Here is a 15198-nt window from a genome sequence, read left to right on the forward strand (position 1 = left end):
AGAGTGTTTTAGTTTCGTATGATCGGTGTGTAAAATAAGTTGTTGGGTTTTAAGTAAATAAAACCAGCCTTAAAATCAATGATGGTATTAAAACGTTTCAAAATATTATTTCCAATATTTTCATTATGTTCATCGCCCTCTACTTCTTGTTCCTGAATGGCTAACGGAACTTGATACATTTCATAATCGCCTAATTTTAATTTTGGCAAAATCACTTTATTGTTTTTAATGGCTTTTCCCGTACTACCAACCGAGATACTTGTACCAATATTTTTCATCGCGTCGTTGAGGGCATTGTCTCTGGCAAATTTTTGGCCAATAATCAATTCTCCATTAGAACCGCTATCAAAATCAAACCAGCCTTCCACTTCTTTTTTATTGACAACAAGTTTACATTTTATATACGGAACCCCACCGATTAACTGATATGGTAGCTTTGTATATTCGGCAGATAAGTTTGGTAAAAATTGATGAACTACTAAAATATGTTTTTCATAATCAATTTCAATGATTTTATTTTCGAATGCAACCCAACCCATCACAGCATCAAAAGTAGGTTTTTGATAATTGATGGATAAAAGCGGGACATTTTCCCATTTTAAATTACTGATTTCAATTACATTTTTAGCACTTTTGTCCACTGTCGCGATACCGTCAGTTCCGCCATTTTCCTCACTTCCATCTATTGTAAGGTTTACTTTTTTGTTAATAATTGAAGAAGTTATCACACAAATTCCTGCGCCTGTATCAAATAAAAAATCGACGGTATCCGAATTATTAATTTTACCTTTTAAATGAATCCAATTGTCTTTGCCAAGCGTAAAAGGAATCGTATCTGTTTGTGTGTTAGCCTTTTTTAATCTTGTATAGAAAAGTTTAGGTTCTAATGAAGGCTTCGCTTTGCTATAAGTACTTATTTGTGTGTATGCTTTGTCTTTTCCATTCAACAAAATAATAAAGTCATATTTTTTATTGGGCTTTACAGTAAAAGAAATGCTATCAATGTCCGAGCGAAACACAATTGTTTGGGTTCCTCTGAATGGATTTGCAACAAAAACATCCAATTTTACTTCAGGAGAAATTTCCCAAACGTCCTTGTATTCAGAATTTCCTTCTTGAATACTGATTGAAGTTTTGTTTGTCTTGAGGGTTGGTAGCGTTTTTTGAGCATTCACCAACTGTGAAGTTAGGATGATTAGTAAAAATGTACGAATTATTAATTTCATGTTTTGATTTTGATTAATTTAGTTATAGAACTGGATTGATAATACGATGAAGCAGCCAACCCACAGAACAGCTCCAAAGTTAAATTAAACAGTTAGACATCACTTAAGGCCAAGCATTGCCAAAAATGAAGCAGCCCAAATTAAACGAATAACTTGGGCTGCTTTGTTTATTAGAAATCTATTCAAAAGAGCCTATTTTTTAGGCAACTTCCATTTGTCTTTGAGTTTTTCAAGCTCTTTTTTCGCTTTTTCTTCCGCTTCTTTTTTCAGGCGGTCGGCTTCCTCTTTGGCTTTGGCTTCTGCGTCGGCTTTAGCTTTGTCCAACTCGGCTTTGGCCTTGTCTTCGGCAGCTTTGCGAAGGCTGTCCGCAGTGGCTTGCGCCTTGGCTTTGGCATCGTTGAGACTGGCTTGTACATTGGCTTTTACGTCGCTTTTCAGGCTGCTGCTTCCATCCGAACCACCGCCCAACAACGAAATTTTAGGGTCGTTTTGATTGCCTGTGGCTTTGAGGTTCAACTTCACATTGCCCGAACCGTCGGCGGCTTTGCCTGTAAGCAACGAAGTTGCATTGTTCAGCGCAACACCCGCCGCACCTGCTGGCACAGTCATTTTGATATTGTAGTCTATCGTGCCATCAAAACCCTGACTTCCGCCGATGTTAATTTTCTGACCTCCCGCCGAAACGTCAAACGGTTGGAAGAACACGCGGCCATTCTGAATCTCGGCTTTAAGAAGCAAATCTTTAAGATTTACAGCACCCGAATTGCTACCGCTTAGTTTCGTAACTTTCTGTATGCCAGACAACAACTTCATTTCTTTGAGCGAAGCCTCCGCGATATTGAGCAAACCTGCGCCATTCATGGTTGGGTAAACAGGCATCATGTCTTTGCCCAACTCTCCATTGATTTTAAATTTGGTAGAAAGTTTACCCGTCATATTTTCGGCTACAGGAGCTAACATTTTTACGGTATTGAAAGTTTGGTAAGCCTTCGGAATTTCAAGGTTTTTGATGTCCAAATCAAAGTCAAATTTCGGGTGCGTCAGGTCGCGTGAGTCGTAAAGGCCATTCATGCCAAACGCGCCACCCAACAAATTGAACGTACCTTTGTCCAGACGTACCGTTCCGTCGCGCACGATGATGTTGCCTTTCAGGTCTGTAATGTCCATGTTGTCGTATAGCACTTCACCAAGTTGCGAAGCCAACACGAAATCAATGTTTTTCGGAATTTCGACCACCGTCATAGGTTCTTCCGCGGTGGTTTTTGTGGCGACTTCTTCTTTAGTGAGCCATTCGTTGGTATCAAATTTCTTAGAAGAAAAATTCAATGCGCCTGTTAGCTTTTCATTATTAAAAATAAATGCCAAATAGTTACTCAAGTAGCCGTTAGCCGAAACGTCGCTTTTACCCAAAAATCCTTCAAACTTAGATACTTGCGCGCGCACTGGGTCAAAACTCATGGCCGCTCCCGTGATTTTCACGCCTTGCGGAACGTCTTTGCTCACAAACGAAAAATTGCTGGCTGTCAGCGTTCCCGACGTAGGCAATTTGGCGTAACGCTTGGCCGTAACATCCGACATACGTCCGCGTGTGGCAATGTCGGCTTTTATTTTTCCTGCCAAAGTCATGCCTTCAAGCGGATAAATTTTTGTGATTTTGGTCAAATCTACACCGCCTTTTACTTTTACATCGTACTGATAATCAACTAAATTTTCTACAAAAGCCACCATCGAAAACGGCTCGCCTTCCAGTTCCATTCCGAAAGTCGGTACTTGGATTTTAGTGGCTTCCATTTGGCCGTTCGGGTTTTCTACGCTTGCCATAAAATTGATTTTTTCGATTGGCGCAGGAAAATCTTTAGACTTCACAAAGCCATCTATCATGTTCATGTTGGCCGTCACCGCAGGCAACAAATGTAAACTGTCGTTGTACGTGCCTTTGGCTTTTACGTTTAGCCCAAACAACCCTTTGAGTGTCAGGCCGTCCACTGGGAACACGTTCGTAATTTCGGCCAAATTCAGTTTGGCACTCACGTCCGCGTCCAATAGCATATTCGTAAGGCCTTTGAGCGTCAGGCGGGCATCAACGGGGTTTTTACCCAAATCCAAATGGAATTTGCTAATGTTCACTTCCGTCTCGTCGATGATGCCTTTCGAATTTTTCACGGCCATATCCAACGCAATATTGGTAACGGCTGTCGGTAATTTCGGATACTGGAACATTCCTTTGTCGATTTTCAAATTCAGGCCGAAAGCAGGCATTTGCTTTTCGTTGTAAAGGCCTTTGGCGTAGCCGTCAAAAGCCAACGTGCCATCCGTTTTGATGTCCGCAAAATCGGCCATATAGACTCCTGGTACCAGCGAAAGAATGCTTTTAAATTTGGTTTCGAGGGTTTTAAATTTGATGTCGGTTTCGATACCAGCCGCAGGCATGGCCACGTAGCCATCAAAACCAAAAGCAAATTCGTTGAGCTTAAAGTTATTTTCTTTGAACGTGTATTTGGCATTTGGCAAGTCCATGTTCAAGGTCATGTCGGCTTCTAATTTTTTATTACTCAAGTAATTAACTTTATCAAAAGTAACCGAAAGCGAGTTGATGACCGTTTGCATATTCAGGTCAAAAATATCTTGCGTAAAATCACCTTTGCCCGTATGATTCAGGCCGAGTACTTCTGCCTTGAGTGGTATCGTCAAATCCGTGTAACAAATGTTACCGTCTTTGATAGACCATTTATCAATCCCGATATTGAAAGACGAGGGTTCGGACTTGGCCGTGTCTGTGGGCGTAGCCGACGGTTTGGAAATGTCCCAGTTGGCTTTGCCATTGGCCAGCACAATCACGCGGATTTTTGGTTCAATCAACGAAATTTCTTTTACCTTAATTTTGTCGCCACCAATCACGCTCATAATGTCCACAACGGCATTAAAAGACTTCACGGCGGCCAGCGTGTCGTGCGCAAACGTGTCTTGCCCCACTACACCAAAATTGCCCATGCTTACCGTCAGGTTCGGGAAGCTGCTAAAAATACTTAAACCAAAATCGTTGGCATTGTAATATACTTTTGCGTTTACGGCGTTGGCTATCTCGCTGTCTATCTTGGCTTTAATGGAATCTTTAAAGAACAAAGGAATAGACGCTAAAGCGGCAAATAGTAGCACAATTACACCCAAAACGACATACAAAACTTTTTTCATGGGCTTGATAATTATAAGTAAAAAGTTGAAGGTAAAGAATTAGAATAAAACCATAGCTTAAACCGCAAATTACGCGATTGAGGCAGAAAGATTATAATTTTTTTTCAATAGAACGTTAAAATATAATTGATTTGCATACACACCGACAATATTTTGAAAAATAGGAAGCCAAATGAATATATCGCCTTCGGCAAAATTTAGCTAACTTTGCAGCCTATTTTTAGTTAAGCTATTGATTTTCAATAAAAATATTTTCCGAAAATGCCAATTTCGACCATAGAAAAACCGCTGCCCGTTTCCATAACAGAGCGAGCCGCCTCCGAAATAAAACAAATCATGGCCAACAAAAACATTCCTGCCGAATACGCATTACGCGTAGGCATACGCGGCGGCGGCTGTTCGGGTTTGTCGTATTTGTTGGGATTTGACAAAGCCAAAGAAACCGACGACGCTTACACACACCCCGACGGATTCGGCATTTTGATAGAAAAAAAACACGCCATGTACGTGCTCGGAATGCAAATAGATTTTGAAGATGGTGTCAATGCACGCGGCTTTATTTTCTCAAACCCCGACGTGCCACAGTCTTAATTTTTTCACACAAAAAACTGATTTTCAAATTTTTAGATAAATGAATATACAACTTTTGCGCATTGCCGCCTTTGCGGGGCTTTTTAGTGGATTTGGCTGCGCCACATATTTTCTTTTGGTTTTCGGCAATGTACTTACCAGTCCATTGGCGCGCTACATGGACATTTGGATTCCTGCTTTGGCCATGATTTTTTCGATGTGGTATGTGCGTGGCGGTCGCCGCGACGGGCATTTGCACTTTTGGGAAGCCTTGATGATGGGCAATGTTACGCAATTGGTAACGGCTTTGCTTTCGGCCAGCATTTTGTATGTGGTACTTAATTACGTGAGCGACAAAGCACTTTTGGGCTACATCGAAAGTTCTAAAATATTTATTATCAATTCAAAAGCCAATACGATTCAACAATTTGGGCAAAAAGCCTACGACGAGCAATTGGCCACCATCGGCCAAACCACCGCCAGCGGAATATTTATAGATGAGTTTTTCAAAAAAATAACTTATATGTTTTTGCTCGTTCCTTTGCTTTCGCTGATTTTGCGCCACAAAGCACCAGCGCAGCCCGAAACGAAAATTGATTTAACAAAAGCAGAGTAGTAATTTACCCTTCCCATTTTTGAACTAATGCCTAACGCTTTAGAGCCATATTGTATTGATATTGAAAGTTTTGGAGAAAAAGAACGTGGTTTTTTGTCGGCCATGAGCGGCGAAGAAATTCCGTTTGTGCCGCAGCGTATTTTCTGGATTTATGGCACGCCTGCCCCTTGCGAGCGAGGGTTACACGCGCACCAAAAATCTGTAATTTTTATAGTGGCCATGCACGGCAAAGCCGAAATAATTTGCGAGTCAGCCAGTGGCCAAACCTTTTCTTTTTTGTTAGAAAATCCGCAAAAAGCCGTGATTATTCCGCCGCTTCATTGGCACAAAATCCAGATTGAGCAGCCCGAAACTGTCCTTTTTTGTATGGCTTCTGAGCCTTACAACGAAGCAGCTTACATTCGTGATTACGAAACTTTTAGAGGCTTAGGCGCGTAAAAAATAACCCGTTTCGATATTTGACAAATTATCTCTACTTTTGCATGAGTAGAATTGTAAATTTTTATTTAAAAAATTAGGAATCAAGCATTTATCGCTTTACATAGCTGCAATGAAGAATATTAGAAATTTTTGCATCATCGCACACATTGACCACGGCAAAAGTACTTTAGCCGACCGCCTTTTGGAGTTTACCCAGACAGTGGACAAACGCCAAATGCAAGCGCAATTGCTCGATGATATGGATTTGGAACGCGAGCGCGGCATTACCATCAAAAGCCACGCCATTCAGATGACTTACCCGTACAAAGGGGAAACTTACGTTTTTAACCTTATTGATACGCCTGGCCACGTGGACTTTTCGTACGAAGTGTCCCGTTCCATTGCGGCTTGTGAAGGTGCTTTGCTTATCGTAGATGCCGCTCAAGGCATTGAAGCTCAGACTATTTCAAACTTGTATTTGGCTTTGGGCAACAACTTGGAAATTATCCCAGTACTCAACAAAATAGATTTACCTGGCGCGATGCCCGAAGAAGTAAAAGACGAAATCGTGGACTTACTCGGCTGCAAACGCGAAGAAATTATACACGCCAGCGGTAAAGAAGGCATCGGTATTCAGGACATTCTCAATGCCGTAGTAGAACGCATTCCGCCACCAAAAGGCGACCCAGAAGCACCACTTCAAGCCCTCATTTTCGACTCTGTTTTTAACTCTTACAGAGGCATTGAGGTTTATTTTAGGGTGTATAACGGCACTATCAACAAAGGCGATAAAGTAAAATTTATGGCCACAGGTCGCCAATACGAAGCCGACGAAGTAGGGATTTTGAAGCTCAACCAAGAGCCGCAATTATCTATCGGCGCGGGCAATGTGGGTTACTTGATTTCGGGTATCAAAGATGCCAAAGAAGTAAAAGTAGGTGACACGATTACACATCTTTTGAATCCTTGTTCGGAAGCGATTCAGGGTTTTGCGGACGTGAAGCCAATGGTTTTTGCGGGTATTTATCCAGTGGAAACCAGCGAGTTTGAAGATTTGCGCACGGCGATGGAAAAACTCCAACTCAACGACGCGTCGTTGGTGTGGGAGCCTGAAACTTCGGCGGCGTTGGGCTTTGGTTTCCGTTGCGGATTCTTGGGTATGTTGCACATGGAAATTGTGCAGGAGCGTTTGGAACGCGAATTTGATATGACCGTGATTACAACTGTTCCGTCGGTGGCATTTCTTTGCCATACCACAGCAGGCGAAACGCTCAACATCAGCGCACCTTCCGAAATGCCTGAACCTAACCACATTGACTACATCGAAGAGCCATTCATTAAGGCCCAGATTATTTCTAAGTCGGATTATGTAGGCTCAATCATGTCGTTGTGTATCGACAAGCGTGGCATTATCAAAAACCAAAACTACCTAACTTCTGAGCGCGTAGAACTTACGTTTGATTTGCCGCTTTCGGAAATCGTTTTTGATTTCTTCGATAAACTAAAAACCATTTCGCGCGGTTACGCTTCGCTTGATTATGAACTAATTGGCTTCCGTGAATCGCACATGGTGAAGTTGGATATTATGCTTAACGGCGAAAAAGTAGATGCACTTTCGGCCATAGTTCACCGCGATAAGGCCTACGAATGGGGCAAACGCCTTTGCGAAAAACTTAAAGAACTTTTACCACGCCAACAATTTGAAATTGCGGTACAAGCAGCCATCGGGCAAAAAATCATTGCTCGCGAAACCGTGAAAGCCTTGCGCAAAGATGTTTTGGCCAAATGTTATGGCGGTGATATTTCGCGTAAGCGTAAATTGCTCGAAAAACAGAAAAAAGGTAAAAAACGTATGCGCCAAGTGGGTAACGTAGAAATCCCGCAGGAAGCATTTATGGCCGTGCTGAAACTCGACCAATAATTTTTATTACATAACTGAAAGACAGAAGTTTGAAAGCGCACATCGTTTTCGCTTCTGTCTTTTTATTGAAAACTAAAACCTATTTTTTAAAAGGCTAATTAAACAATAATGCAGTTATCCATTATCATACCTATTTACAACGAGGAAGCGAATATCGTTACGCTGCATCGCAGGCTTGACGCATTGGTCAAGACCATGAAACTCTCTGAATACGAATTTATTTTTATAAATGACGGCAGTCGCGACCGTTCCATTCAGTTGGTGAAAGGATTGGCAGAAACAGACAAAGCCATCAAATACATAGATTTTAGCCGCAATTTTGGTCATCAAATCGCCGTAACGGCAGGCCTCGACCACGCCAAAGGTAACCGCATCGCCATTATTGATGCCGATTTACAAGACCCACCAGAATTGATTATTGAGATGTTCGCCAAAATGGACGAAGGTTTTGAGGTGGTGTACGCCAAACGCCGTCGTAGGTCAGGCGAAAGTTTCATGAAGTTGCTCACAGCCAAAGTATTTTATAGACTTTTGGCACGCATTACGTCCGTAGAAATCCCTGTGGATACTGGCGATTTTAGGGTAATTGACCGCAAAGTTTTGGAGATTTTGAAAAAAATGCCCGAACAAAATAAATATTTGCGTGGCCAAATTGCATGGATTGGTTTCCGCCAAACATACGTTGAATACGACCGCTCCGAACGTGCAGGTGGCCAAACGGGTTATACTTATTCCAAAATGATTCGCTTTGCGTTGGACGGCATTACCTCTTTTTCAGACTTTCCGCTCAAAATGGCCACTATGGCAGGGTTTACGGTGTCTGGCTTTGCCTTTTTGTTATTGCTGTACGTACTTTACACAAGGCTTATCAGTGGCGACTACGTGGAAGGTTGGGCATCTACTATTATTAGTGTGCTATTCTTAGGCGGTATTCAGCTTATTTCGTTGGGGATTATTGGCGAATATTTGAGCCGCTTGGGCGCAAATATCCGTAATCGTCCGTTGTATATCGTCAATGAAACGAATACAGATAAGTAACTATGAGCCTTAATTTTATGTTAATATAATTAAAAAATTGTAATTATCTAAAAACTCTTGCTTACTTTTGTGTACTTGATGTTATATATGGTGTTGTCTATACCGAACTCATTATAATTTGCTATTAACATGAAAATTCTACAAAACTTAGGGCTAATCGGTTTACTCAGTGCAGCAACAGTGGTCTTTATTCCACAACAAGGCTTTGCGCAAACCCCTACGGCAGAGTCGCCAGCCGCACCACAAGAAGAACTTTTTAAGGTAATTTCTATACGTGGCATGGTGTCCGTGATTAAGCCATCAGGCAAATTCATATTGGCTTCAGGCAAAAAACTTTACAATGACGAAAGCATTGAAGTAACACCCAATAGCTACATAAGTCTTATGCACTTGTCGGGGCGCGTGCTAGAGCTTCGCACGCCAGGCAAACAATCAGTGAGTGATTTGGCAGGGCGATTTGCAAAAGTAAGTAGCTCTGTAAGTGAACGTTATGCCAACTTTGTTTTTGGGGAAAGCCTCAAAGAGAAAGACAAGGACATGAAGAAAAATCACCAGCAATATATGGCCGTAACGGGAGCTGTAACTCGTTCCACTTCGCGTGCCAACAGCGCAGCCACAGCCCTACAACGTGAGTTGGCCAACACGATTCTGTTGCCTGCTTCTTCGGATGTGTTTGTCGCACAAAATACTTTCCGTTGGCGCAAATTGCCGTCGGCCAAAAGCTATGTAGTTACGATTAGTGATATGTTCGACCAAACCGTATTCCAGAAAGAAACTTCGGACACGGCTTTGATGGTTGATTTTGGAAAATTAGCCCTGAAAAATGCGAAAATGTGCTTGCTCGGCATCAGTGCTAAGAGCGCGACCGAAGAAGTACAAGCTGCTAAGATTGGTTTGAGATTTGTGCAAGGCGAAAATTTCAATAAAATTCAGAAAGAAGTAACGCAACTCAAAGCCGAAAACGATGGGACTATCATCGGCAAAGTGATATTTGGTGCTTATTACGAAGAACACCATCTCTACATTGATGCCATGAACTCGTATGCGGAAGCTGCCGCAGCCGAACCCGAAAACACCGATTTCCAAACCGCTTACAACAAGTTTTTGGTCAGAATCGGAATGTTAGAAGAATAATTCGCTTGTTTCTTTTTAATAATAAAAAAAAGCTACATCGTTTATTGGCGGTGTAGCTTTTTTTATGTCAATTATTCTGACTCTTCTGGAGCTTCTCCGTAAATCACCTCATTTTCAAGGAAATGCGGATAAATGGAAATGTGTTTGCGACGTACCATCGCCGTCAGGATTTTACGCAACTCGTCGATATTCTGGCGTTTTTGGGCAGAAATAAACACTGTAAACGTATCGTCTTGGTTCATGTACGTGGCCTTTAGGCGCGTGATAATCTCTTCGGGTGTAGGTCGTTCGTTTTCAATAGCTTTGGCCGTGTGTTCGGGGTTATTGAACAAATCAATTTTATTGAAAACATAAAGCGTCGGTTTGTCGGCGGCTTTTATATCACCCAAAATTTTGTTTACTACCTCCAGATGCTCCTCAAAAGCAGGATGCGAAATGTCTATCACGTGCATGAGTACATCGGCTTCGCGCACCTCGTCGAGCGTGGATTTGAAACTTTCTATCAAGTGCGTAGGCAGCTTGCGAATGAACCCAACCGTATCGGTAAGCAAAAACGGAATGTTGTTATAAACCACTTTGCGAACCGTAGAATCCACTGTCGCGAAAAGTTTGTTTTCCGCAAAAACTTCCGCCTTAGAAAGTTCATTGAGCAGCGTGGATTTGCCTACGTTCGTATAACCCACAATCGCCACACGTACCAGACGGTCGCGACCTTGACGGCGCGTAACGCTTTGTTTATCAATTTCTTTTAATTTTTCTTTCAGAAACGCGATGCGGTCTTTTACGATACGGCGGTCAGTTTCCAATTCCTTTTCACCCGGCCCACCGCGTGTTCCCACGCCACCTTTTTGTTTGCTCAAGTGCGTCCACAGGCGCGTAAGTCGTGGGTACAAATATTGATACTGCGCCAATTCTACTTGTACTTTGGACTGGGCAGTTTGCGCGCGCATCGAAAAAATGTGAATGATGAGCAAACTGCGGTCAAGAATCTTGACTTTCAGTTCATTTTCCAAGTTGCGCACCTGCGAGGGCGAAAGGTCGTCGTCAAAAATAACCGTGTCGGCTTCGTGTGCTTTTACAAAAGCCTCAATTTCTTCGAGTTTGCCTTTTCCCACAAAAGTACGATTGTCGGGGCGTTCGAGTTTTTGGGTAAAACGGCCAATGGTTTCCACGCCTGCCGTCGTAGCCAAAAACGCCAATTCCTCCAAATATTCGTGTGCTTGTTCGGCGGTTTGTTTTTGTGTAACCACTGCTACCAAAACAGCTTTTTCAGTTTTGGCGGCGGTGGAATGTGATTTTTTTTCTATCATTTAGAAAATATTTTTCAGTTAAAGAAACCTGATAGGCTTTAAATAAAACTAACCTATCAGGTTTGTAAAATCAAATTATAACGTGGCTTCTTGTCTGAAACTCGACAGAATCCAGCCGCCACCCACTACGTCGTTGCCTTCATAAAACACAGCGGCTTGGCCTGGTGCAATGGCATTAACTCCTTCATGGAAAAGCACTTGCATACGGTCGCCGACTTGCGTAATGGCTGCCGATGTGCCGTCGTCGTTGTAACGGACTTTCGTAACGGTTTCCAGCGTGCGGCCTGTCAGGTCGGCGTATTTCATCATATTGAGTTTGCCAGCCCACATACCATCGCGCGCGAGTTTGTCTATTGTTCCCAAAACCACTTGGTTGCTGTCTTTGCGGATTTCGGTTACGAACACAGGATAACCCAATGTGATGCCCAAGCCTTTGCGTTGGCCGATGGTATAGAACGGATAACCTTCGTGTTTGCCTACTACCGTGCCGTCTTCCAACACAAATTCACCGCCATTGACACGCTCTTGCAAATCAGGCACGCGGCGTTTGAGGAAACCTCTATAATCGTTGTCGGGCACAAAGCAAATTTCGTAAGATTCGGACTTGTTCACCAAATCCATAAAACCACGTTCGGCGGCCATTTCGCGGATTTGTGTTTTGCGCAAATTGCCCAGTGGCAACATAGTGCGGCTCAAACTTTGTTGCGAAACGCCCCAAAGTGCATACGACTGGTCTTTGTTTTCGTCAATGCCTTTGGAAATAAAATAACGGTCGTTTTCGTGGCGCAAGTTGGCGTAATGGCCAGTGGCAATCCATTCGCAGTCGAGCTTGTCGGCGCGGCGCAAAAGCGAGTCCCATTTGATGTGCGTGTTGCACAATACACATGGGTTCGGCGTGCGGCCTTCCAAGTATTCGCCCGTAAAATGGTTAATCACATAGTCGCCAAACTCTTCGCGAATGTCGAGAATGTAATGTGGAAAACCCAAATTCACGGCAACGGTTCGCGCGTCGTTGATGGAGTCGAGACTGCAACAGCCTGTTTCCTTTTTGCTACCGCCAGCAGAGGCATAGTCCCATGTTTTCATGGTCATACCAATTACTTCGTAACCTTGTTCGTGAAGCATTACAGCAGCCACAGAGCTATCTATTCCACCGCTCATGGCCACTAATACTCTTCCATGTTTACTCATTTGTTCATTGGATTATGAACCTTCAAGACTTTGATTCAAAGTCAAATCCTTGTTGGATTCTGTTTTGGAAAAAATTAAAATGTAAGGGCAAATATACGGAAGCATTTAGGAATTAGCCTTATGCCCACAGCCGTGCCCCTATGCTCGGCGTAAGAGAACACCAAAACTGGCACAAAAGTTAAAGATTGTATTAAAATTTAACACCATCAATTTTGGTTGTATTTTGCAGAATTTACAAAAAAATAAAGATTAAAATTTTATTTGGTCAAAATTTAGTATTTATTAGTGGCTTATTGAAAATAACAAAAGCAAAATTTATATTTGTAAGAATTGTAAAGAATTTAGGCACTCTTTACGCGCTCTTGTTTTAGTTTGGATTTTTGTATGAAAATAATTTGTATGTATGGCCAAAGTTAAGCACCGTTCCCGAAAAGATGGGCAACCATCGGTAAAAAAAGGGATTTCGTATTATATGCAGATAAACAATAGAACCATTCAGGGCAAATTGACAATGGGCTGTCTGTCTATGTCCGTTTTGGCTTTTATTATGCTTGTTACGAATAATTGGCTGTGGAGCAATTCCATTGGTGTAAACGAACCGTTAATGGCCAGTATTCCGCCTGCACACCAGTATTTAGGACGTATTTCGGATGGCGCAGCGCGTGCGGCCAGCATGATGCAAACTTTTGCCCTGACCAGCGATATTTCCTATCAGAACAAAAGCATAGAAATCATTAAACAGCAAATAAAACCTTCGGCAGACTCTTTGGCTGCGCTTTCGGCCAAATGGGAAAGCGACAAAGTAGCCAGTCAATTAGAAAATTACCAACGCTCTCTTAACGTTTTTATTGGGATTTTGCAGACGACCAACACCGACCAAACAGCCAAAGTAAAACAAGTAGCCTCTCATCTGGATATTTTAGCAGAACAAGCCTCCCAACTGCGGCAACAATTGGTACAATACCAACAATCAGCATTTAAGAGTATTGAAAAACAAAAAAACAATCTGGTAGTAACCATTATCATCATGTTTTTGATTGCTTTTGTTTTCGCGCTTTTCATTGGTATTTATATTGTAGAAACAGTGATTGCTCGCATTCGCTTTCTCAAATACGAACTTCGCAATCTAGCTTTAGGCAATTTACCCGACGAAATACCGCCAGCCAGAGACGAATTAAACAGTCTTATTTATGAATTTAACATACTGACTACCAATCTAAAAGAAATAAAACATTTTGCGGAAGAAGTAGGAAAAGGCAATTTTCAATCGGACATCAAGGTATTTAACAACGAAGGCGATCTGGGTTCGTCGTTGGCACAAATGCGTGAGAGTTTGAGCCAAGTGGCGCAGGCCGACCAAGTTCGTAACTGGTCAAACGAAGGATACGCCCTTTTTGCCGAAATCTTGCGTAACAATTCTGACAATATCGAAACCCTCTGCAATGAAGTAACCCGCCGACTCGTTAATTACCTGAATGTGGTGCAAGGCTCTATGTTTGTGTTAGGTGAAAACAACTACGGCGAACAGGTACTTGAGCTTCAAGCCTATTACGCTTACGATAAAAAGAAATTTATTGATAAAACCATAGGAATCGGACAAGGCCTTGTGGGACAGGCATTTCTGGAAGGCGAAGTGGTGTACATGACCAAAGTGCCGAACGATTATGTGCAAGTAACTTCTGGTTTGGGCGAAGCCAACCCAAGTAGTATTGTGCTTATACCCATCAAGCTCAACGATCAAATAAACGGCGTGATAGAACTTGCTTCATTCAAAAAATTTGAGCCATATCAAATAGAGTTTTTGAAGAAGGTAATGGAAAGCATTGCCGCTACACTTACCTCTGTGAAAACTGCCGAACATACCCAAAAACTCCTTCGTGAGTCGCAGGAACTGGCCGAACAAATGCGTATGCAAGAAGAGGAAATGCGCCAACAAATGGAAGAGTTGCAGGCTACACAAGAAGAAATGGAACGCCGCAGATTATATTAAATATCGCTTTAGTCTTGTTTGTTGTTTAGGTATTTTATTTACATTTGAGTAGTCTTACTAAAAAAACATACACAAAAAACACTGTTGCTATGCTTCAAAAAAATATGGCACAGTTTTGGTAGTGTTTTAACTGAACCAACTGAAATTTAACAATGAAAATTTTAATCGGATTATTGCTTAGTTTATTGGTATCGTTTGGGGCAATGGCCCAAGACGAAGTGGTGGAAAGTGCCCGTACAGCCATCAAAAGCGGTGGAGCAAAAGAACTTAGCCGAATCCTTAACGATGGTGCAGAAGTGGGCATAGACGGCCAAAAAGCCAATTACAGCCGCACGCAAGTAGAATTTGTTCTCAAAGATTTCTTCAAAAAATACCCACCTGTTGATTTTGCTTATATTCATCAAGGCGCATCAAAAGAAGGTTTAAAATACGCCATCGGCAAATACACTTCCGACAAAGGCTCGTTTAGGGTGTATTTTGTTATAAAGCAAATCAAAGGGCACTATGTCATTGATACGCTCGATTTTAGCAAAGAATAATTGAAATCTATTTTATAAATCCTACACACAAAAAACTCCCGCCTAAGTCTT

General features: G+C 42.1%; 12 protein-coding genes. 8 read left to right on the forward strand and 4 right to left on the reverse strand.

What is annotated here, in order from left to right; genetic code table 11:
- Positions 1-8: 8 nt before the first annotated feature.
- Entirely contained in the window at positions 9-1226 is a 1218-nt protein-coding gene (locus tag BM090_RS05230; protein WP_091508636.1) for a retropepsin-like aspartic protease, read from the reverse strand.
- 192 nt (positions 1227-1418) lie between these two features.
- Entirely contained in the window at positions 1419-4418 is a 3000-nt protein-coding gene (locus BM090_RS05235; protein ID WP_091508637.1) for an AsmA family protein, read from the reverse strand.
- Positions 4419-4679: 261 nt separating this feature from the next.
- On the opposite strand from BM090_RS05235, the gene BM090_RS05240 reads away from it, so the two are divergent.
- The 6 genes from BM090_RS05240 to BM090_RS05265 all read left to right on the forward strand — a co-directional run bounded on the left by BM090_RS05240 (position 4680) and on the right by BM090_RS05265 (position 10117).
- Positions 4680-5009, forward strand: a complete 330-nt coding sequence (locus BM090_RS05240; RefSeq protein ID WP_091508639.1) for a HesB/IscA family protein — start codon at positions 4680-4682, stop codon at positions 5007-5009.
- Positions 5010-5049: 40 nt separating this feature from the next.
- The gene (locus BM090_RS05245; RefSeq protein ID WP_091508640.1) at positions 5050-5604 is read left to right on the forward strand and encodes a DUF4199 domain-containing protein; all 555 of its coding nucleotides are present in this window, start codon (positions 5050-5052) and stop codon (positions 5602-5604) included.
- Between the two features lie 27 nt (positions 5605-5631).
- Entirely contained in the window at positions 5632-6042 is a 411-nt protein-coding gene (locus tag BM090_RS05250; protein ID WP_091508642.1) for a sugar 3,4-ketoisomerase, read from the forward strand.
- A 112-nt stretch (positions 6043-6154) separates the two neighbouring features.
- Complete coding sequence (lepA, locus tag BM090_RS05255; protein ID WP_091508645.1) at positions 6155-7945, forward strand: translation elongation factor 4; 1791 nt, start codon at positions 6155-6157, stop codon at positions 7943-7945.
- A gap of 108 nt (positions 7946-8053) precedes the next feature.
- Positions 8054-8983 carry a glycosyltransferase family 2 protein gene (locus BM090_RS05260; protein WP_091508647.1) on the forward strand — a complete coding sequence of 310 codons (930 nt, stop codon included), beginning with the start codon at positions 8054-8056 and terminating at the stop codon, positions 8981-8983.
- Positions 8984-9112: 129 nt separating this feature from the next.
- Positions 9113-10117 carry a hypothetical protein gene (locus tag BM090_RS05265; RefSeq protein WP_091508650.1) on the forward strand — a complete coding sequence of 335 codons (1005 nt, stop codon included), beginning with the start codon at positions 9113-9115 and terminating at the stop codon, positions 10115-10117.
- 71 nt (positions 10118-10188) lie between these two features.
- Here the strand turns inward: BM090_RS05265 and hflX are convergent, their stop codons facing one another.
- Positions 10189-11427 carry a GTPase HflX gene (gene hflX / locus BM090_RS05270; protein WP_091508654.1) on the reverse strand — a complete coding sequence of 413 codons (1239 nt, stop codon included), beginning with the start codon at positions 11425-11427 and terminating at the stop codon, positions 10189-10191.
- Positions 11428-11502: 75 nt separating this feature from the next.
- A complete protein-coding gene (gene mnmA / locus BM090_RS05275; protein ID WP_091508657.1) occupies positions 11503-12618 on the reverse strand; it encodes a tRNA 2-thiouridine(34) synthase MnmA in 1116 nt (371 codons plus the stop codon).
- A gap of 403 nt (positions 12619-13021) precedes the next feature.
- Here mnmA and BM090_RS05280 point away from each other — a divergent pair, with 403 nt between their 5' ends.
- Together BM090_RS05280 and BM090_RS05285 are read left to right on the forward strand one after the other, a co-directional pair.
- Complete coding sequence (locus tag BM090_RS05280; protein WP_091508660.1) at positions 13022-14608, forward strand: GAF domain-containing protein; 1587 nt, start codon at positions 13022-13024, stop codon at positions 14606-14608.
- A gap of 152 nt (positions 14609-14760) precedes the next feature.
- Positions 14761-15147 (forward strand): DUF4783 domain-containing protein, encoded by a 387-nt coding sequence (locus BM090_RS05285; protein WP_091508663.1) that lies wholly within the window; start codon positions 14761-14763, stop codon positions 15145-15147.
- Positions 15148-15198 lie beyond the last annotated feature (51 nt).

This window comes from Flexibacter flexilis DSM 6793 (assembly GCF_900112255.1).
In the GTDB taxonomy this organism is placed as follows: Bacteria; Bacteroidota; Bacteroidia; order Cytophagales; family Flexibacteraceae; genus Flexibacter; species Flexibacter flexilis.